The 20,554-nt window shown below is 65.4% G+C and carries 20 protein-coding genes; 3 read left to right on the top strand and 17 right to left on the bottom strand.

All coding sequences use genetic code 11. The features are described from left to right. Positions 1-105: 105 nt before the first annotated feature. The 13 genes from ftsH to ruvC form a co-directional block, all read right to left on the bottom strand. A complete protein-coding gene (ftsH, locus tag ACXYMR_RS09865; protein ID WP_458942692.1) occupies positions 106-2,019 on the bottom strand; it encodes an ATP-dependent zinc metalloprotease FtsH in 1,914 nt (637 codons plus the stop codon). A gap of 134 nt (positions 2,020-2,153) precedes the next feature. Beyond that, on the bottom strand, positions 2,154-3,461 hold the full coding sequence (tilS, locus tag ACXYMR_RS09860) for a tRNA lysidine(34) synthetase TilS (protein WP_458942691.1): 1,308 nt from the start codon (positions 3,459-3,461) through the stop codon (positions 2,154-2,156). Positions 3,462-3,463: 2 nt separating this feature from the next. Continuing rightward, positions 3,464-4,381, bottom strand: coding sequence for a tol-pal system protein YbgF (ybgF, locus tag ACXYMR_RS09855; RefSeq protein WP_458942690.1), 918 nt, complete (start codon positions 4,379-4,381; stop codon positions 3,464-3,466). Between the two features lie 144 nt (positions 4,382-4,525). Beyond that, a complete protein-coding gene (gene pal / locus ACXYMR_RS09850; RefSeq protein ID WP_458942689.1) occupies positions 4,526-5,044 on the bottom strand; it encodes a peptidoglycan-associated lipoprotein Pal in 519 nt (172 codons plus the stop codon). Positions 5,045-5,171: 127 nt separating this feature from the next. After that, entirely contained in the window at positions 5,172-6,515 is a 1,344-nt protein-coding gene (tolB, locus tag ACXYMR_RS09845; RefSeq protein WP_458942688.1) for a Tol-Pal system beta propeller repeat protein TolB, read from the bottom strand. Between the two features lie 25 nt (positions 6,516-6,540). After that, entirely contained in the window at positions 6,541-7,338 is a 798-nt protein-coding gene (locus tag ACXYMR_RS09840) for a cell envelope integrity protein TolA (RefSeq protein ID WP_458942687.1), read from the bottom strand. 10 nt (positions 7,339-7,348) lie between these two features. Further along, complete coding sequence (locus ACXYMR_RS09835) at positions 7,349-7,783, bottom strand: ExbD/TolR family protein (RefSeq protein ID WP_458942686.1); 435 nt, start codon at positions 7,781-7,783, stop codon at positions 7,349-7,351. Between the two features lie 2 nt (positions 7,784-7,785). Continuing rightward, complete coding sequence (tolQ, locus tag ACXYMR_RS09830; protein WP_458942685.1) at positions 7,786-8,454, bottom strand: protein TolQ; 669 nt, start codon at positions 8,452-8,454, stop codon at positions 7,786-7,788. A 164-nt stretch (positions 8,455-8,618) separates the two neighbouring features. Next, positions 8,619-9,284 carry a nuclear transport factor 2 family protein gene (locus tag ACXYMR_RS09825; RefSeq protein WP_458942684.1) on the bottom strand — a complete coding sequence of 222 codons (666 nt, stop codon included), beginning with the start codon at positions 9,282-9,284 and terminating at the stop codon, positions 8,619-8,621. Between the two features lie 92 nt (positions 9,285-9,376). After that, on the bottom strand, positions 9,377-9,838 hold the full coding sequence (ybgC, locus tag ACXYMR_RS09820; RefSeq protein WP_458942683.1) for a tol-pal system-associated acyl-CoA thioesterase: 462 nt from the start codon (positions 9,836-9,838) through the stop codon (positions 9,377-9,379). 72 nt (positions 9,839-9,910) lie between these two features. Beyond that, on the bottom strand, positions 9,911-10,972 hold the full coding sequence (gene ruvB / locus ACXYMR_RS09815) for a Holliday junction branch migration DNA helicase RuvB (RefSeq protein WP_458942682.1): 1,062 nt from the start codon (positions 10,970-10,972) through the stop codon (positions 9,911-9,913). After that, entirely contained in the window at positions 10,969-11,616 is a 648-nt protein-coding gene (gene ruvA, locus ACXYMR_RS09810) for a Holliday junction branch migration protein RuvA (RefSeq protein WP_458942681.1), read from the bottom strand. Before ruvA ends, ruvB begins: the two co-directional genes overlap by 4 nt. Next, complete coding sequence (gene ruvC / locus ACXYMR_RS09805; RefSeq protein ID WP_458942680.1) at positions 11,613-12,113, bottom strand: crossover junction endodeoxyribonuclease RuvC; 501 nt, start codon at positions 12,111-12,113, stop codon at positions 11,613-11,615. The genes ruvA and ruvC overlap by 4 nt, the downstream gene beginning before the upstream one ends. A 290-nt stretch (positions 12,114-12,403) precedes the next feature. Between ruvC and ACXYMR_RS09800 the strand changes: the two genes are divergently transcribed. From ACXYMR_RS09800 to ACXYMR_RS09790, 3 genes are all read left to right on the top strand, one after another. Next, positions 12,404-12,892, top strand: coding sequence for a hypothetical protein (locus tag ACXYMR_RS09800; RefSeq protein WP_458942679.1), 489 nt, complete (start codon positions 12,404-12,406; stop codon positions 12,890-12,892). A gap of 26 nt (positions 12,893-12,918) precedes the next feature. Next, the gene (locus ACXYMR_RS09795) at positions 12,919-13,581 is read left to right on the top strand and encodes a hypothetical protein (protein ID WP_458942678.1); all 663 of its coding nucleotides are present in this window, start codon (positions 12,919-12,921) and stop codon (positions 13,579-13,581) included. A 120-nt stretch (positions 13,582-13,701) separates the two neighbouring features. Beyond that, complete coding sequence (locus tag ACXYMR_RS09790) at positions 13,702-14,889, top strand: cupin domain-containing protein (RefSeq protein WP_458942677.1); 1,188 nt, start codon at positions 13,702-13,704, stop codon at positions 14,887-14,889. 3 nt (positions 14,890-14,892) lie between these two features. Here ACXYMR_RS09790 and tkt read toward each other — a convergent pair whose 3' ends face one another. From tkt to ACXYMR_RS09770, 4 genes are all read right to left on the bottom strand, one after another. Further along, on the bottom strand, positions 14,893-16,875 hold the full coding sequence (gene tkt, locus ACXYMR_RS09785) for a transketolase (protein ID WP_458942676.1): 1,983 nt from the start codon (positions 16,873-16,875) through the stop codon (positions 14,893-14,895). A 41-nt stretch (positions 16,876-16,916) separates the two neighbouring features. Further along, entirely contained in the window at positions 16,917-18,425 is a 1,509-nt protein-coding gene (gene pgi / locus ACXYMR_RS09780; protein ID WP_458942675.1) for a glucose-6-phosphate isomerase, read from the bottom strand. Positions 18,426-18,549: 124 nt separating this feature from the next. Beyond that, positions 18,550-19,713: an AGE family epimerase/isomerase gene (locus tag ACXYMR_RS09775; protein WP_458942674.1), complete on the bottom strand. Its 1,164-nt coding sequence runs from the start codon at positions 19,711-19,713 to the stop codon at positions 18,550-18,552. Positions 19,714-19,726: 13 nt separating this feature from the next. After that, the gene (locus tag ACXYMR_RS09770; protein WP_458942673.1) at positions 19,727-20,488 is read right to left on the bottom strand and encodes a YebC/PmpR family DNA-binding transcriptional regulator; all 762 of its coding nucleotides are present in this window, start codon (positions 20,486-20,488) and stop codon (positions 19,727-19,729) included. Positions 20,489-20,554: the final 66 nt, after the last annotated feature.

Here is a 20,554-nt window from a genome sequence, read left to right as displayed (position 1 = left end):
CCACTGGAGAGCTGGCAAGTGCCATCGCCGCGCGCCAGGTGCAGAGCCTGACAAAAAAGGCCCGGCGGAGTGCGCCGGGCCTTCTCATACTCTCCGCTTTGGAGGCTAGGCCCCCTGCGGTTCAGGATCGCCTTCCGGGCCCTCGTCCGTGATTGGCACGGCGCTGGACGGCGTGTCGGTCGGCGGGGTTGGCGTGTCTTCAGGCCGGACCGGCGGCTTGCCGTTCAGGAGGTCGGTGATTTCCTGTCCGGTTAGCGTTTCGTATTCCAGCAGACCCTCGGCCAGGGTCTCCCAGTCCTTGCGCTTGTCGGTCAGGATGCGGCGTGCATCGGCCAGGCCGGTATCGACCAGCTTCTTGACTTCACTCTCGATCTTGCGCGCGGTTTCCGGCGAGATCGAGCGCGACTGCATCAGTTGCTGGCCCAGGAAGACCTCGCCCTGATCGTCGGAATAGTCGATCGTGCCGAGCTCGTCGCTGAGGCCCCAGCTGGTCACCATGGCGCGGGCCAGGCGGGTCGCCTGCTGGATGTCCGACGAGGCACCGGAGGTCACCTTCTCACGACCGAACTTCAATTCCTCGGCGATGCGGCCACCCATCATGACAGCGAGACGGGAGGTCATTTCCTCGCGCGTCATCGACATCTTGTCGCCTTCCGGCAGCTGCATGACCATGCCCAGCGCACGGCCGCGCGGAATGATCGTCGCCTTGTGGACCGGATCGGTGGCCGGCATGTTCAGCGCCACCAGGGCATGGCCCGCCTCGTGATAGGCGGTGAGCTGCTTTTCCTTCTCCGACATCACCATGGAGCGCCGTTCCGGACCCATCATGACCTTGTCCTTGGCGTCCTCGAACTCGGCCATCGACACGGTGCGCTTGTTGCGCCGCGCCGCCAGCAGGGCCGCCTCGTTGACCAGGTTGGCCAGGTCGGCGCCGGAAAAGCCGGGGGTACCGCGCGCGATGACCTTGGGATCCACATCGGGACCCAGCGGCACGTCGCGCATGTGGACCTTGATGATCTTCTCGCGGCCGGTGATGTCCGGATTCGGCACCACGACCTGGCGGTCGAAGCGGCCCGGGCGCAGCAGCGCCGGGTCGAGCACGTCGGGACGGTTGGTGGCCGCGATCAGGATGATGCCTTCATTGGACTCAAACCCGTCCATCTCGACCAGCAGCTGGTTGAGCGTCTGCTCGCGCTCGTCATTGCCACCGCCCAGGCCGGCGCCGCGCGAACGGCCGACAGCATCGATCTCGTCGATGAAGATGATGCAGGGCGCGTTCTTCTTGGCCTGCTCGAACATGTCGCGCACCCGGCTGGCACCGACGCCGACGAACATTTCAACGAAATCGGAACCGGAGATCGTGAAGAAGGGCACATTGGCCTCTCCTGCCACGGCGCGCGCGAGCAGGGTCTTACCGGTACCCGGAGGGCCGACGAGCAGCGCGCCCTTGGGGATCTTGCCACCCAGGCGCTGGAACTTGGACGGGTCTTTCAGGTACTCGACGACCTCCTGGAGCTCGTCCTTGGCTTCGTCGACACCGGCAACATCGTCAAACGTCTTTCGACCGTGATGCTCGGTCAGCAGGCGGGCCTTGGACTTGCCGAAGCCCATGGCGCCACCTCGTCCGCCGCCCTGCATCTGGCGCATGAAGAAGATCCACACTCCGATCAGCAGCAGGAAGGGGAACCAGTTGATCAGCATGGACACCAGGAAATTGCCTTCGGCCGCTTCCTCCTCGACGCGGATGTCAACGCCCGCTTCGCGCAGGATGGTCACCGTCTGATTGTCCTGAGGTGGCAGCGTTACTTCGGCGCTACGGCCGGTCTCGGTCTCGAAACTGAGCACATCACCGCGAATGGTGGCCGAGCGAATCTCGTCACGCTCCACTTGGTCGAGAAACTCCGAGTAGGACGGTCCTCGCTCGGGCGCCGCCACATTGGACGACCGGCCGATCAACTGGAACAGGGCCAGCAGCAGTACGAAGACAAGGGCCCAAATAGCGAGATTTCTCATTTGCATGTGTGTGTTCCGTTCCTGTGGCCGGTTCCTGTCGCAGGGCCGTCGGGTCCTGATATGGGCATTGCCAGCGTGTTCTGCCAGTCAAGGGCGCAGTTTCAACCTAGTTCGCGGAATGCCTCACGGCACCCCCTGTTTCAATTCTCGGTGAGCAATTCCCTGCAAATCCTGTGCTCGGCGAGGCTGCGCGGAGCCAGGTGAGCAGCTTCGACGTTCGCGCCAAGCCCGCCAATGGCCACGACTTTCTCCATATGGCGCAAGGCTGGCAGCGTTGAGCGCGCCGCCCCGGGCACGGCATCGAGCCGCGCCCGGTCATCTAGCCCGGCATAATCCCGGCCCAGTGCCGAGACCGACATGCCGGTGGGCAACTGGGACATAATGAAGCGGCCGTCCCAGATGCTGCCAGTTCCGAGATCGGTGACCACCGGCTGTGCCGTGCGGTCGACCCGTCCCAGGACCGCTCCCGGATCGCGCACCAACCACCATGCCCCTCGCCATGTTACGAGACGCACACCGGCTGCCACCGAGGCCCGTCGTGCCAGCAGTGCCGTCTCGAGACACTCGAGCGCCTGTCCGGTCGGGCGCGCTTCGGCGCCAGACACGGCGCGCATGGCCTCGCCCAGGACACGACGTCGTAACACGGAGACAGCCGCCCCCAGTTGGTCCGGATCAAGTTCGATCCCGCCCCACGCATGGATCACGAGGCTTTGCCGCGCCAAGCGGCCCGCAGCTCGCGCCTCGGCCGCATCCAGCTTGCGGAGCTCTGCAGCCAGATGGATCAATCGACCCGACTGCCAGCCGTGTTGTCGCAGCGCGGTCAGGCGTTGGCGCAGACGCACGCGCTGGAACCGCCGGTCGGCATTGGCCGGATCCTCGATCCAGCTTTCGCCGGAGGCTTCCAGCCCCTCGCGAAGCTGGCGACGCGTCACCTCCAGGAGCGGGCGCCCGAGCTCCAGCCCATAGCCGTCCGGCCAGACCGGATAGGCCGCCCGTTCGCGCATACCGGCCAAACCTCGCCAGCCCGAGCCGCTGGCCAGCCGCATCAACACGGTTTCAGCCTGATCGTCGGCGGTGTGGGCGGTCAGCAGGAGCGAGGCACCGATGGCCCGGCAGCCAGCCGCAATCATGCGGTACCGCGCTGTCCGGGCCGCGCTCTGGATCCCGGTCGAGGGCTTGGCACCGGCCCACTCCAGGCAGTGGACCCGAACGCCCAGGCGTGCGGCCATCAGGGCTGCACGTTCGGCATCCCGATGACTGCCGGCACGCAATTGGTGGTCGACGATAAAGGCATGCAGCGGCCGGCCGGTGCGGTCGGCCCAGTCCACAGCCAGGCCCAGCAGGGCGTGCGAGTCCCCTCCGCCGGAATAGGCCAGGGCGACCGGCTCGTCGGCCGGTACATGGGTGTCCAGCCAGGCCGCGACGTGGCGGGCCAGCCCCCCCCGCATGATCAGCGGCAGCCGATCCGGGCGGCCTCTCGCTCGGCCCGCTGCCGGGAGGGCAGGTCGGCATTGGGGAATTGGCTGGAGAACCGGCCCAGCGTCGCGCAGGCATCGTCGCGGCGCCCCAGACCGTTTAGAGAAGCGGCGAGGCGCACGAGCGCATCCGGCGCCTTGGCCCCGGCCGAGTCGGCCCGCAGCGACGCGATGTAGGCGTCCGCAGCTTCCGCCAGGTCGGAGCGTACGAAGAAGGTCTCGCCGAGCCAGTACCACGCTTCTCCGGCCCGCTCATGCTCGGGATAGGTGCCGACAAACTGCTCGAATCCATCCTGCGCACCGTTGAAATCGCCATCGAGCAATTGCGCCCGGGCGGTGTCGTAGAGGGCGTCCGGCGAGGGCCGGCTGGTGGCAGTCGGGGCGGGACCGATGGATTCCGGTGCGCCGAGCACTCCGGTCGCGGCGGCACGGTCGGCGGCGAAGCGGTCGTCGGGATTACCGGCCGGCGCAGAGGTCGACTCGTCCAGTCCTTCGCGCATCCACGCCACAGCCTCGTCGTCACCGGACTGGATGGTCACGCCCTCGCGCACCTGCGGATCGATGACCACACTGCCGTCCGCCGGCTGCAAACGCGGCGTATTGCGCTGCCGGGCCTCGCGCTCCAAACGCTCGATTTGATCGCGCAACTGGCGGTTCTCGAAGTCCAGCTGCTCGGTGCGACCGGTCAGTTCACGGACCTGATACTCCAGGTCGTCCAACCGCCGCAGCAACGTGTCCGCCACCGGGTCACCGGCGAGGAACTGGTCTTCCAGCTCGCCGATCCGCACTTCCGTGGCGTCGATCCGTTCCGCCAGTTCCCGGCGCGACTGGGCCTCGGCCGGAAAGGCAACGAGACAGGTGAGGATCAGGGTGGGCAGAACGTGTTTCAGCATCATGGATCTCAATGTCGGCAAGCAGGACGGCGAAATTACGGCAGCGCGGCGGCGTGGCCAAGCCGGGCCGGATCGCCCGGTGAACAACATGAAAACGCCCGCGACAACAATGCCGCGGGCGTTTCCGATACGGAGTGCAGCCGGTTAGTTCGTGTAACCACCGACCAGCGACGTCGTTGCATTCCGGTTGATCGCCCAGCACCGCTCGGTCGATTCCATGCAGGTCGGACGCTCCTTGCCGTAGGAGGTGGTGGAGATCCGCGACGGATCGACCCCCTGGCTGACCAGATAGGCGCGCGCCGAATTGGCCCGGCGGGCACCGAGGGCGAGGTTGTACTCGCGGGTACCACGCTCGTCGGCATTGCCGGCGATCAGGACGCGGGCGTCCGGATAGCTGGCGAGCCAGGCGGCCTGGCGCCGCAGCGTGTCGCGGGCCTCGTCGCTCAGGTCACTGCGGTCCAGCGCGTAGAACACGCGGTCTCCCGCGGTCTGGACGAAGTGCTCCGGCGAACCTGCCACCGGGCCCGCAGGCTCGGCCGGACGGGGCTCGGGCCGCTCGATCGGACGCGGCGGCTCAGCCGGGCGCTCTTCTTCTACCGGCGTCGATGCACAGGCCGTAGCGAAAGCGCCGATACCGGCGATGGCAAGCAATTTGATGTTCATGACTTCTTACACCTCATCCCAGCCAAGGCCCTTGGCACACTTGGCAAAACCCTGCGTCGACCGTGACGCGAGACCGGGTGCTCCCCTAGACGGCGGAGCACCGATTTAAACGTTACGCAGATATTTTCTACTCAATCAAGGGCGACCACGCAGGATCGGAGGCCATTCCTCCAGTTGCCAGTCGTCTCAAGTTGAAACCAGCCAAATCTATACTCCAAATCTCATAACGCGTGCCATCCGACCGGGGTTCCCCGCGCGTGAAGAGAAGGACGCGTCCGTTGGGCGACCAGGCTGGTGAATCCACGAAATAGCCCTCGTAAAGGATGCGCTCGCGACCCGACCCGTCGGCCTGCACCACGCCAAGGGCGAACATGCCGCCCTGCTGCCGGGTGAAGGCGATCAAATCTCCGCGAGGCGACCAGACCGGCGTGGTGTAACGGCCCCCGCCAAAGGTGACGCGCTGCACATCCGTGCCGTCGCGGTTCATGGTGTAGATCTGCGAGCCACCGCCCCGCGACGAGGAAAACGCGATACGGTCGCCGTCAGGGGAGAAGGACGGCTCCACATCGTCGGCCGGATGCGTGGTGACCCGGCTCAGGGCGCGGGTCTGCAGGTTGTAGATGTGAATGTCATGGCCGCCCTCGACCAGAACGGACACCGCCAATTCCCGCCCGTCAGGCGAAAACCGGGCCGACAGGCTCTGGCCCTCGGGACTCGTCCGGCTGCCGCCGAACAGGGCTTCCTGGCGCCCGGTTTCGAGGTTGTAGACATAGCTCGTCGCCTGCCCGTTAATGAAGGAGACATAGGTGATCTCCTGCGTCGTCGGCGAGTAGTTGGGCAACAGGGCCATGTAGGAGCGATCGGTCAGGAAGGACGGATTGGCACCGTCCTGGTCCATTTGCGCCAGCTGACGCAACGGCTCGCCATCGCTGGTCCGACCCTCGGCGACATAGACGATGCGCGTGTTGAAATAGCCGGTCTCGCCAGTCAGGCGCTCATACACCGCATCGGCCACCTTGTGGGCCACGCGGCGCCAATTTTCCGGGGCGGTGCGGTATTGCAGGCCAAGCAGCTGTTCCTCCAGCCGCGTGTCCCAGAGCCGGAAGGCGACCACCAGGCGGCCATCTTCCTGGACATCGACACTGCCCACCAGCAGGGCCGTGGCGTCAATGACCCGCCAGTCGGCGAAGCGCGGGCGAAGATTGATGTTCTCGATATCCTCGATGTAGGCGCCCTGGTCGATGGGCGCGAACAGGCCGGAGCTGGCCAGGTCATTCGTCACCACCCGGGTGATGTCAGCCCCGCGCGCGGCGGCATCATCGGAGTTGCCGATGAAGTCTGGCAAGGCGATCGGCAGGGGATCGAGATTACCCTGGGTCACATCGACCCGCAGCGGTTGCTGGGCGAGGGCCAGACCGGTCGTGAGAACGGCCAGAACGAGGACTTGGAGTGCGGCGAGAAGTCGGGTCATGCGAGGCTACTCCGGAACTGCTGGATCAGCGATCATAAAGAGACGGGTCGAAATTGACCGTAATTTGACGCCATTGGGAATAGTGTTCCGGCGGCAGGGGATAGGGCGCACATTGCGTGGTCGCCCGCAAGGCCCGCTCGCCGGCTACCCGCAAGTAGCGATTGGACGAGTTGAGGATGCGCGATTGGTCGGCCAGTTGCGGCGGTGCGGAGAGCGAACCGTCGCGGTTGAGCCTCAGCGTCACTTCGACGGCCAGCTCATCCGGATCGGGAGCGTCAAGCGAATTGCGCCAGCAGCGTCGCAGATGACTGCGCACGATGTCCTGGATGGTCGCCGTCATCCGGGCCCCGTCACCTGCCGAGGCGCGCTGGCCCTCATCGCTCGCGGTCTCGGTACGGGCCGCGGCGACCTCGCGCTCCAGATTGCCGAGCAGGTCGTTGAGAGACGGCTCGCGTGGCGCTTCGGGCCGGCGTTGCGGCGGCGTTTCGGGCTCCGGTTCAGGTTCGGGCTCCGGCTCGGCCGGGGTCTCCTCGACCTCCGGTTCCGGTTCGGGTGCCTCCGGGATGATCTCCGGCTCCGGTTCTGGCTCGGGCTCGGGCTCAGGAGCCGGATCCGGCTCGATGATCTCATCCTCGACCGTTTCTTCAGGTTCCGGCTCGGGTTCGGGCGCCGCGGCACGGATATTGGTGGTGTCGGCAAGCGTCACCAGCTCGATCGGAACAATCGGCGACTGCTCCACCATGCGCGCCGCCCGCGGCAGATAGACCAGCCCGCCGGCCAGCAGGCCGACATGTACCAGAAGGGAGAGAACTAGGCCGCGCACGGTGATCCCGCTATGGCTCGATCGGGTCCGTCACCAGGCCCAGATTCCTGAAACCGGCAGCATTGACGCTGGCCATGACCTGCGCCACGTCGCCATAGGCGGTGCCACCATCGGCCCGAATGAAGATGCGGGAATCATAGCCGGTTCCGGCAATCGCACGAAGGCGGGGCGCCAGCTCGCGCAGCTCGACCTCGGTTTCCTGCAGATAGATCAGCCCGTCCGACGTCACGGTTATGGTCAGCGGTTCCTCATCGGCCGGCAGACTACGTGCCTCGGTATCAGGCAGGTCAACGGGCACGCCGACGGTCAGCAGGGGCGCGGTGATCATGAACACGATCAGCAGCACCAGCATGACATCCACGAATGGCGTCACGTTGATCTCGGCCTTCGGCTTCCAGCGCGCCCGTCCGCGACCGGAGCCGCCCGTATCGAGTGAAACAGCCATGGTCAGCGCGACTCCCGCTCCGCCAAGGCCGACAGGTCATCGACGAAACCGTCAAGCCGCGAACCGTACTTTGCCAGATTGGCCGACAAGGCGTTGAAGAAGATCACCGCCGGGATGGCAGCAAGCAGGCCCAGTGCGGTGGCGAACAGAGCCTCCGCGATCCCGGGCGCAACCACGGCCAGGTTGGTGTCCTGGGAAGCGGCGATGGCCCGGAATGAGTTCATGATCCCCCATACCGTTCCGAACAGGCCCACGAATGGCGCCGCCGAGGCGATGGTGGCCAGGATACCCAGACCGCCTTCGCTCTTGGTCATCTGCCGACCGGCTTCGGCTCCGGCCGCCTTGGCCACGCGTCCGCCGGCGCGCTCACCCTGCCATTCGCGCAAGCCGGCCGCGAATACCCGGCTGAACGGGTCGCGCGGATTGCGCGCATACTGTTCGGTCAACGCATCAAGCGAGCGCCCGGCCCAGAAATCGCGCTCGAAGGCATGCCCCTTCGCGTGCAGGCCGCGCAGTTGCAGCGACTTGTCGATGGCAATGGCCCAGGACCAGACAGACATGAAGGCGAGGACCGCCATGACCGCCTTGACCACCCAGTCGGCACGCATGAACAGGGCAAAAAAACTGAACCCTTCGACCGCCTGCGCGATTTCGACCACACCTGATTCCATGACACACATTCCTTGCCATCAGGCCGGATGCGGGCTCCGGCACCGAATTACATCTTCCCCGTCCGGCGACATGACCGCCGCACCCCGGCACCTCACTGCCACGGCTCGTGCCTCATGCCTAGCGAATGCGGCGAATTTCAGGAAGTGAAAACCCAGCAAGTCGGTCAGTCGTCATCATTGTGCGCCACCGTGTGGGACTCGACTTGCTCGACGACATCCCAGTGCTCGACCACCCGCCCCCCATACATGCGGAACAAGTCGCAGGCCCGGAAAGTCTGGCCATTTTCGTCGAAGCAGGTGAACAGCGCGACGAAGTTGCCCTGAGCGACAAGGTCCTCAATGCCATGATATACAAGCCCCTCGCGCGGCCGGCGGCGGGCGATCAGGTCGTCGAGCCGTTCCGGCCGACAGCATGAGCCGGGGGTGTGCGAGACGAATACGTCGAGGTCCACATACTTGTCGGTCAGGTCAAGTCGTCCCTCGACGCCGACTTCCCTGGCGAAATTTCGGATGACTTCGCGGTTGGCTTCGCTGTCCGCCGGATCCCCCATCGGGTGTTTGGCCGCGGCCAGGGCCAGGCACAGGCAATCACCGGTGCGAAACCTCGACGTGACCTGCCGGCGGACGCGCATCCGCCCCCCCTTGCCGACCCGCACCAAACTCATGGTCAGCCAGACATCGCCCTCACTTTCCGGTTCATGGATAGCGTGAATGAAGGTCGCCGAGCCATCCGTGAGGACCCGAACCACGTCGAACTCGAAATTGGGTGGCGGGGCCGGAACCGGTCCATTTGCGGTTACCGGAGCGCTCCGGCCTACTGGATCATCCAAGGTTTCTGCCCCACTGCCGGAATCGCTTGTTCCGAAATAGAGGGTAGCGACTGCAGGTCAATGCTCAACCTTTGTTTGCTTACGCAACCGCCTTACATCGCCTGATCGATAACCCGGCTGGCCCAGCGCTGTACCATCCAGCGCGGCGGACGCTTGGCCCTTCCGACCGCATCAATGCAAACTGCCTCCACATCGGCCCGCGTGATGCACTCGCCTTCCCGCATCAGGCGCTGGTCGATCATCAACCGGGCGCCGCGAGACGGCCGATATCGGGTCTCGACAATAAGCACATCATCAATGCGCGCCGCGCGATCGAATTCGAGGCTCATGCGACGCACGGCGAATGCCAGTGGCGCCGCGTCTTCCGCCAACTCCGAGTGGTGGATATCCAGCGCTCTGAGGCTCTCCGTCCGGCCGCGCTCGAAGAAATGCAGGTATCGCGCGTGATAGACGATGCCCGAAAAGTCCGTGTCCTCGTAGTAAATCCTGATCGGCAGTCGGTGCACATTGTCATCACCGAAGCGACCGGGATTTGGGAAGAGATCATCTGTCATGCCTACCCTCTATCCGAGTTTGGCCAACCGGGTCGAGTGGGCAGGAGCGGGTTGGTCAGGCCCTAGGTACAGCTATTTGCCGAACAACTGGGTCTGGCCTGTCGCCGGAGTGGTCCCGGATTGCGGCGCCGGCAGGCCAAGATGGTCCCAGGCCCGGGCCGTCGCGAGGCGCCCGCGCGGCGTGCGCTGCAGGAAGCCCTGCTGGATGAGGAAAGGTTCGACCACGTCCTCCAGCGCATCGCGGGCCTCGGCCAGGGCTGCCGCCAGCGTCTCGACCCCCACCGGTCCGCCGGCAAAGCTCTCAAGCAATGCGCGCAGGTAACGACGGTCCAGACTGTCCAACCCCAGTGCGTCGACTTCGAGTCGCTTGAGAGCCCTGTCGGCTACGGGCTGGGATATGGCCGCAGCGCCTTCCGCCTCTGCGAAATCCCGCACCCGGCGAAGCAGCCGCCCGGCGACACGCGGCGTGCCCCGGGCCCGTCGGGCAATCTCGTGCGCCCCGTCCGGGCTGGCTTCGATTCCGAACTTGGCCGCCGCCCGGCCGACGATGAAGGCCAATTCCTCCTCGTCATAGAATTCCAGCCGCACCGGCACTCCGAAACGATCTCGGAGCGGCGTCGCCAGCAGCCCGGCCCTTGTGGTCGCCCCGACCAGGGTGAAAGGCGGCAGCTCAATGCGCACGGTGCGTGCCGAAGGCCCCTCGCCGATCACCAGGTCGAGACAGAAATCCTCCATCGCCGGATAGAGGATCTCCTCAACCGCCGGCGCCAGCCGGTGGATCTCGTCGATGAACAGGACGTCACGCGGTTCCAGATTGGTCAGGATGGCTGCGAGGTCGCCGGCCTTGGCGATCACCGGGCCGGAGGTGGCGCGAAAGCCGACACCCATCTCGCGCGCGACGATCTGCGCCAGCGTGGTCTTGCCAAGACCGGGCGGACCGGAGAGCAGCACATGGTCCAGCGCTTCCTCGCGCCGCCGCGCCGCCTCCACGAAAACCTTGAGGTTGGCGATCGCCGCCTTCTGGCCGACAAAATCGGAGAAGCTGAGCGGACGAAGGGCCCGGTCCCGTCCGTCTCCGGCCTGGGCATCGCGGTCGACCAGCCGGCCATCGTCTTCCGGTGGCGTCGCACTCATGGTGCCAGCTCCTTGAGCGACAGGCGGATCACTTCATTGAGGGGGGCATCGTCGCCCCGGGCCCGCATTACGCCGGCCACGGCCTGACGTGCAAGGCTCTCGTGATAGCCGAGGTTGAGCAGCGCCGAGACGGCATCCTCGCGCGACCGCACTTGCGGTTCGCCCGCCGAAGCTGCTGGCGGCGGGCCGGCACCGGTTTCTGGCGCGTCGTGCACTGGCAGCCCGATGGAGAAGCTGCGGCCGGTCGGCGGCGCTTTGTCCTTCAGCTCGGTGGCGATCCGCGTTGCCAGTTTCGGACCAACGCCCTTGGCGCGGGCAAAGGTCGACTTGTCGCCCAATGCCGCCGCATTGGCAATTTCCGACACCGGCACGGCATCCAGAAGGGCGAAAGCTGCCTTGGCGCCAACGCCCTGGACGTCCTGCAGATGCACGAACCAGGCGCGTTCGGTATCCTCCAGGAAGCCGTACAGCTTGAAGGCATCCTCGCGGACATGGGTCTCGATGTGCAGTGTCACGCCCTGGCCGACCTCAAGTCGCGCCAGGGTGCGCGAGCCGGCTCCCACGAGATAGCCAACCCCGTTCACGTCAAGCACCAGCTCATCAGCACCGAGCGCCGCGACCACACCGGAAAGCAGTCCGATCATGCTGCGCTCCCGAGTCGGCGCTGGGTACGATGGTGAGCGTGGCAAATGGCAATGGCGAGCGCGTCGGCAGCGTCCGCCCTGGCATCCGTGCCTGGCAACAACACACCAATCATCGCGGCGACCTGGTCCTTGCCGGCAGCGCCGGTCCCGACCACGGCCTTCTTGACCAGCCGGGCCGCGTACTCTGCCACCGGCAGGCCCATCTGGGCCGGGGCCAGCAACGCGGCAGCGCGGGCATGACCGAGCTTCAGGGCCGAAGAGGCATTGGCGGCCATGAACGCCTCCTCGATTGCCGCCTCGTGCGGGCGATGGCTGACGACCAACTCGCTGACTGCGCTGAAAATATGCGACAAACGGTCCGAAAGGGGAGCCTGGACCGGCGGACATACGACGCCATGCGCCACGGCCTTGAGCCGACTTCCCTCAACCTCGATCACGCCCCAGCCCATTCTGCGCAGGCCGGGATCAATCCCGAGAATTCTGACCGCTGCACTCATGCCGCCCCCTTGTCCTTGAACAAGCCTTAGCACTGGTTGGCCCACCGGAACAAGACGGGAACGCGGCGCCCGGCCTGGACTGCAGCGCCACGGCATAGCGGCCACGAACGATAATCAGTCTCAATACTGATGAGAAACGATCTCAACTGCGCTTACAAAGTCCTGGAAAGAAGGGAAATTATTATTTCGGCATTTGTTTGACCAGTGACGCTCGCGACGATTAAACTTCTGAAATAGCGTGCTTGTCCCTCGTACGAGCCGGGCACGTATAAAGGGGAGAGACCAATATCATGGCTAAAAAAGGCAAGTTGAGCCGTCGCTCATTCCTGACCCGGGTTGCCGGAGCCGCCGTTGCAACCGGTGCCGCTTCCGTCGTGACCGGAGCCAGTCAGGCGCAGAATTACACCGGGCAAACCGACAGCGACACGGGCTCCTATGCCGACAGTGCCGGCTATGGCCGCACCGGCAGAACCGACAGCGACAGCGGCTCCAATGCCGACCGTGCCGGTTATGGCCGCGGGGCAACCGGCCTCACCGACAGTGATAGCGGCAGCTATGCGGACCAGGCGGGTAATGGCCGCGGAACCAGCGGCATTACCGATAGCGACAGCGGATCCTATGCCGATCAGGCCGGCAATGGCCGGGGCTCCAGCGGCATTACCGACAGCGACACGGGAGGCAATGCGGACGCCGTGGGCAATGGCCGCGGCGGGCGGAGTTGCAGTGACAGCGATACCGGCAGCTATGCAGACCCCGGCGGCCGCGGTCGTCGCTGCTAGAAGCCGGATCATTCAGGGAGGGCCGGATGGCCAAACGTGGAAAACTGAGTCGGCGCTCATTCCTGACCCGGGTCGCCGGGGCCACACTGGCCACCGGGGCGGCTGGCGTCGTCTCCGGTTGTGCGACCACCGGCTATTCCGATGCGGACCCTTACGATCCCGCCGGTGCCGGACGTGGCACCACCGGCTATACCGACACTGACAGTGGCCGCTACAGCGACCCCGCCGGGAATGGCCGCGGCGGAGGCGTTACCGATGCCGATAGCGGCGCCTATGCGGACCCTGTGGGGCGCGGTCGCGGTGGAGGCCACACCGACAGTGACACCGGCAGTTACGCCGATCCGCCCGGCCGGGGACGCGGCTCCAGCGGCATTACCGACAATGACCGAGGGACCTATGCCGATCCATCCGGGCGCGGCCGCGGTGGTCGCGGCTCGGGATATACCGACAGCGACAGCGGACGGTATGCCGATCCGCCCGGTCGCGGACGCAGCGGCACCGGATACACGGACAGCGATTCCGGTGCCTATGCCGATCCGAGCGGCGGTGGCCGGGGTGGCAGCGGGCATACCGACAATGATGCTGGCGCCTACGCCGACCCGGTCGGCGGAGGGCGGAGCCACGGCAATTGCACGGACAGCGACACGGGCTCATACGCCGATCCAGTCCGCGGCGGACGCAGGTGCTAAGCTCGCAAACTGCCGTCTGAAATCCCTTGATTCCTGGCCGTCGCCGGGGGGCGCTCTGGTTTCGCCCCCAGTTAACGGCGCCTGCCAGATCCACCCTGTCATAGCCCGGAGCTCTTCGCCTTGACCTTGAACCACCCCTGGCTCACTGACCCGCTGGGCACGCTCATTGGCCCCGTGACGGCAGAGCGCTATTTTTCCGAGTTCCACGAGAAGAAATCACTGCTCGCGCGACGAGATGATCCGCGGCGCTATGCCGGCCTGCTCTCAATCGACCGCATCGACGACATTATTGCCAACCAGATCCTGGCCTCCGACCAACTCGACATGGCCCGCTCGGAACCGCCGGTCCGGCGTGAGGACTTCACCTTCGAAACCGGCACCATCGATCGCGGCGGCGTGGCCAACCAGTATCGGCGGGGCGCCACAATCATCCTGCCCCAGCTCCATAATTCAGACGCGATTCTGGGCGAGTTCTGCCGGGCGGTCGAGGCTCTCTTCTCGTGCCACGTCCAAACCAACATCTACCTCACCCCGCCCAACAACCAGGGATTCAAGACCCATTACGACGATCACGACGTGTTCGTGATGCAGGTTTCGGGTGAGAAGAAATGGCGTCTATACGAGACCCCGCTCGCCAACCCGTACCGCGGCGAGGGCTTCCGTCCGGGCGACCATGACATCGGTGAGCCATCGGAGGAGTTCGTGCTCAAGGCTGGCGAATGCCTCTATCTGCCTCGCGGGCTCATGCATGATGCGGAAACCCATGGCGAGGTTCCGTCCCTGCACATCACACTTGGCTTGATCGTCAAGACCTGGGCCGACCTGATGCTGGAAGCGGTCTCGGAAGTGGCCCTGCGCCATCCCGCTTTCCGCCAGGCGCTTCCGCCCGGTCACGCCCGCCCGGATTTCGACCGAGCCGGCGCCAGAGCGCAGTTTGCCGAGCTGGCGCGAACCCTCGCGCAGGAGGTCGAACTGGACAGTGCCCTTGATCTGTTCACAGACAATTTCATCCGCTCCCGCCTGCCTTACACGCGCGGAGCCATCTCCGGCATGGCCCTGCCCGACCGGGACGGCCAGAGCTTTGTGCTGCGGCCCTTCGTGCCCTGGCGCCTGGCCGGTGATGACAACCATGTGGTGATCATCACGGCGGGCGGGGAAGTCCGTTTCGCGCCCGAGGCCGAGCCGGGCCTGCACCAATTGCTCGATGGGGGCGAAATCAGCCTGCAGACCTTTGCCGGCCTGGGCGAGGAGGAGGCCCGCTCCACCCTCGCCCGGCTGCACGCTTTCGGCCTTATCGTGCCGCGCTGACGCCTAGCCGGCGAGCAGATCGCGGGCAGTCTGGGCGATGGCATCGGCGGTAATCCCGAAATGCCGGTACAGGTCTTCGGCCGGGGCACTGGCCCCGAACCCGGTCATGCCGACAAAGCCGCCATCGCGCCCGATCACGGTATCCCAGCCATAGCGCAGCGCCGCTTCACTGGCGACGCAGGGCACTCCGGCCGGCAGGACCTGATCTCGGTAAGCAAAATCCTGCTCCAGGAACAGGTCAAGGCACGGGGCCGAAACGACGCGAACCTGACGGCCTTCTTCAGTCAACTTGGCCGCCGCCTCGACCGCCAGGCTGACTTCCGACCCGGTTGCCACCAGCACGACATCCGGCTGGCTGTCGCAGTCCTGCAGGACATAGGCGCCGCGCACCGAGCGATTGTCGCGCCCGTCATCATCACGCAGGAAACGCAGCTTCTGCCGCGACAGGGCCAGCACGCTCGGTCGGTCCGGGGTCTTGAGTGCGATCTCCCAGGCCTCCGCTGTTTCCAGCGCATCGGCCGGGCGGAACACCTGCAGGCCGGGAATGGCGCGCAGGGACGCCAGCGTCTCGACCGGCTGGTGAGTCGGACCATCTTCACCCAGACCGATGGAATCGTGGGTCAGCACATAGATCACCGGCTGCTGCATCAGCGCCGACAGGCGGATCGACGGCCGGCAGTAATCGGCAAACACCAGGAAGGTGGCCACGTGAACCCGGAAACCGCCATGCAGCGCCATGCCATTGGCGCACGCCGCCATGCCGTGTTCGCGCACACCGAAGTGGATATAGCGACCATCGTAATTGCCGCCGCTGACCACCTTTACGTCGGGTGTCTTGGTCAGGTTGGAACCGGACAGGTCGGCCGAACCGCCCACCAGGCCCGGGCACTCGTCGATAATGGCCGCGAGCGTCTTGCCGGAGGCTGCCCGAGATGCCAGGTCCGGGCGGTCCTCGGCGACTTTCTGGCGCCAGGCTTCCAGCGCTGCCAACTCGCCCTGCCCCGGCTCGCCGGAAAGCTGGGCCACGAAATCGTCCGCCTTGTCGGATGCCGCGAGGCGATCCCGCCAGGCCTCATGGGCTTCCGGCGAACCGGCCGCGCGCCAGGCCTCGTAGATATCATCCGGAATGACAAAGGGGTCGTGTGCCCAGCCAATCGCCTTGCGCGTGCCGGCAATCTCCTCATCGCCCAGCGGCGCTCCATGCGATCCGGCCGTGCCGGCCTTGGTCGGGGCCCCCTTGCCGATCTGTGTCCGGCAGGCGATCAGCACCGGCCGGTCGCTGTCTCGCGCCGCTTCCAGGGCCGCGTCGATCGCCTTGAAATCATGCCCGTCAATGCGCGAGACGGCCCAGTTGGCCGCTTCGAAGCGCTTCAGGACATCTGTCGATTCCGACAATTGCGTCGGCCCGTCGATGGAAATCTCGTTGTCGTCCCACAACACGCACAGCCGGTTCAGCTTGAGGTGCCCGGCGAGGGCGATGGCCTCGTGGCTGATGCCTTCCTGCAGGTCACCGTCGGAGGCGATGACCCAGGTGCGGTGGTCGACCAGATCGTCACCGTACTGGGCGTTCAACATGCGCTCGGCCAGCGCCATGCCTACGGACATGGAAATGCCCTGCCCCAGCGGGCCGGTCGTCGCCTCGACTCCCGGCGTATGGCCGTGCTCCGGGTGCCCGGCGGTCATAGAGCCGAGCTGTCGGAAGTTGCGGATCTCCTCCATTGTCATGTCCTCGAACCCGGTCAGGTGGAGGAGGGAGTAGATCAGCATGGAGCCGTGCCCGGCCGACAGCACAAAGCGGTCGCGATCGGCCCAGCCCGGCGCCGCCGGATCGAACTTCATGTGCCGGGACCACAGCACGGTGGCCACGTCGGCCATGCCCATGGGCATGCCGGGGTGACCGGAATTGGCTGCCTGGACCGCATCCATGGACAGGGCGCGAATGGCGTTGGCCATGTCTTCGAGGCGGGTTCCATTCGAGGCGTTCATGCGACATCTCCAAGCGGCGACCCGGTCAGGCGGGACGCGAGTCAGCTGTTCAGGTGGCCGTGCCGGTCGAGCAGGGCCCGGGTGGAGGCGTCATAGCCGGATATGTCGCCATTCAAAATGCCTGTGGTCAGGATTTTTCCCAGTTCCACGCCCCACTGGTCGAACGGGTTGATGTCGTAGATCACGCTCTCGACGAAAACCTTGTGTTCGTGCAGGGCGATAAGGGCGCCAAGCGTGGCTGCATCGAGATCGTCGAGCAGCAGCATCGAGCTCGGTCGCCCGCCCGGCATGGCCCGGTGCATGGCCAACTCGGGATCCGACGCCTTGTCCGGCAGGCGCCCGTCGAGCAGCGCTGCTGACTGGGCGACCATATTGGCAGCCAGGGCCGTCTCGCGCGGATCGGAACTGCGGAAATGGCGGGCTATGCCGATGAAATCGACCGCCACGATATCACGTCCCTGGTGCAGCCACTGGAAGAAGGAGTGCTGAATCTCGGTGCCCTTGCCGCCCCATACCAGCGCTCCCCCAGCGGTTTCAGCGGGCAGTCCATCGAGCGTCACCGACTTGCCGAGCGATTCCATCTCGAGCTGCTGGAAGTAGTCGGCCAACCGGCCCAGTCGCGCCGAATAGGCGGCGACACAGCGACTCGGCACACCGAGAGCGACTCGATTCCAGACATCGATCAGCGCCTTGAGAACCGGCATGTTGCGGTCAAGGGGCGCTTCCGCGAAATGCCGGTCCATTTCCCGCGCACCGTCTCGGAAGCGGGCAAACACCTCCGGCCCCAGACCAATCTCCAGAGCCAGCCCAACAGCGCTCCAGACCGAAAAGCGGCCGCCCACCCAGTCTGGGAAATCAAACACCTGGTTGCCCGGAATACCAAAGGCACGCGCCTTGTCCGGAGCCGCCGATGCGGCCACGAAATGGCGCCCTGCCGCGTCCTCGCCAAGCTGTTCTGAGAGCCAGGCACGAGCTGCTTCGGCCGACATCAGGGTCTCTTGGGTCGAGAACGATTTCGAGGCCACAACGAACAGCGTGGCCCGCGGATCAGCCCCGTCGATCGCATGTTGCAGATCGCTCGGGTCGAGACTGGCAACAAAGCGCATGTCCGGCCCCGTCACGGCCAGGTCAGCCAGGGCATCGGCCACAAGGCGCGGGCCGAGATCGGATCCGCCAATGCCGATATTCACCACCCGCCGGATCGGCGCACCGGAGGGCTGCCAGCCCCCACCCCGCACGGCTTCGGCGAAGCGCCGGGTCGCGTGCTGCGAGCGCTCAACGAGCTCGGCCGCCGCTGTGCCGTCGATCTCAGCCCCGTTGCGATAGGCCATGTGCAATGCCGGCCGACCTTCGGTCGGGTTGACGATTTCTCCCTCGAACAGACGCTTGCGGGCCGCTTCAAGCTCCTGCTCGTCGGCCAGCCCCAACAGAGCGTCGAGTGCGGCAGCGTCAAGTCGTTGCTTGCTGGCATCGAGGCTGATCCCGGCGACTTCGATCATCAGGCGTTGGGCCCGCAACTGGTCGCTATCCACGAGATCACGTAGGCGCATATCGGCCAGTCGCCGAGCATGTGGGTCGAGTGAGGAAAGAGGCACGGGCAATCCTGAAGCTGTATCTTGTACGACCGTAGTTTTGCCCCTCCCACAAGACAACCGCCTGCGGCGCAGGACTCGGTCACCGCGTGGCAGTGGCCCCCGTCCCGGCGAGGCAATTGCGGGCCGCCAGACTGCTTCCCAGCAAATGGTAGAGCGTGCTCGACGGGATCCCGCTGCAATCTGCCCGCCCCGTCTCGTCGACACAGTCGACCCAGCAGCCGGTGGGAGCCGGGTCGAGATGGTAGCGCATCAGGCTTTCGGCAGCCGTCTCGAGATCCTGAGCCGTTTCGCCAGCCAGATATTGGCTGGCCGCCGCGGCGACCCATTCGGTCTGCATCCAGGCGCGGGCACCGGGCCTCACAACACGACCGTCCGCAGCCACTGCGGCGCGCATCAGCCCCGTGGTCGACATGCGACCTATCTCGAGGGCTTTGCCGAACAACAGATCGGAGGCCGCCTTCATGTCATAGCCTGTCTGGGCCGTGTAAGCGCGCAGCAGCCAGCTCCACTCGCACATGTGCCCGGGTTCGACGATATGCCCGACCCCGGCATCAATGTCCCAGACTTGATCGAAATGCTCGCGCAGCACGCCGGACTGGCGATCCAGGAAGTGCTGCTCGAAAAGCCGACGCAGCCCATGCAGGCGTTCCAGAAGCCGGTCTTCGCCGGTCGCTTCGTGCAGCGCCAGCAGGGCTTCGAACATGTGCATGTGCGGGTTCTGACGTCGCGGCAGCAAGTCTCCGCCGAGCGACTCCTGGAACCCACCATGCGGTGAGCCAAGATGCCCCTCGACAAAATCCAGGGTCTGCCAGGCGAGGTCGAGGCAGGCCCCATCCCCCGTCGCGCGAAAAGCCCAGGCGAGAGCCAGGATCAGGAAGGCCTGGTCATACAGGTCGCGCTGGCCATCTATGACCTCGCCGTCATCGGCCAAGGTGTGCACCCACCCGGGCTTGCCATCAATCCCCCAGGCGCGCGCCTTGAGACAACCCAGCCCCTCATGGACCAACTCCAGTCGCGTTGGCCAACCTTCGACATGGGCCCGGGCAAAGACGTATATCTGACGGGCCTGGGTGCGGACTCTCCGGATATCGCCATGCCGACCCTCGCCGGAGAACTCAAGCGTCTCGTAGAACCCGCCATGCCGCTTGTCCCATGCCGACTCGATCCAGAACGGCAAGGCTGATTGCGGCCCCCATTCGGCAAGACGAGCGGTGTGGACAAGACTGCCTGGCGCGCTTTGCATCAGCTCGCCACGATCAGTCCAGATTGGCCATGTCTTCATCGGAGACGTCGAAATTGGCATAGACGTTCTGAACGTCGTCGCAGTCTTCCAGCGCGTCCATCATCTTCATCAGAGAACCGACCTTGTCGCCGGGCACCTCGATCAGGTTCTGCGGCCGCCAGACAATCTTGGCAGAGGCAGGGTCCTCATAGGTTGCCGACAGGCTGCCAACAACATCCATCAGGTCTTCGCGAGCGGTGTAGATGACGTGCTCGCCCTCATTGTCCTCGTCGCCGGGCTCGGTGGCGACATCTTCCGCGCCGGCCTCGATGGCGGCTTCCATCATCTCGTCTTCACTGGCGGCAGAGAGCGGGTAGCGGATCTCGCCGACATTATCGAACATGAAGGCGACCGAACCGGTCTCGCCCATATTCCCGCCATTCTTGGCAAAGGCGGTGCGCACTTCCATGGCCGCGCGATTGCGGTTGTCGGTCGAGACCTCGACGATCACGCCGATGCCAGCCGGGCCGAAACCCTCATAGCGGATATCCTCGTAGGCATCGCCTTCGCCGCCCGACGCCTTGTCGATGGCGCGCTGGATATTGTCCTTGGGCATCGACTGCCCCTTGGCATTGGCAATGGCCAGACGCAGGCGCGGATTGGCGTCCGGATCCGGTCCGCCCATCTTGGCAGCAATCGAGATTTCCTTGGACAGACGCGAAAACAGCTTCGAGCGGGCCGCATCCTGGCGTCCCTTGCGATGCTGGATATTGGCCCATTTGGAGTGTCCGGCCATGTCACTACCCTCTTCCTGCGGATTCGAGGCGTTTTGCATAGCGACAAAGCCCCGGCAATGCCACAG

Source organism: Maricaulis sp. CAU 1757, assembly GCF_054482675.1.
The sequence above is the reverse complement of the archived record's forward strand: the minus strand, read 5'-3'. Positions and strand labels throughout refer to the sequence as shown.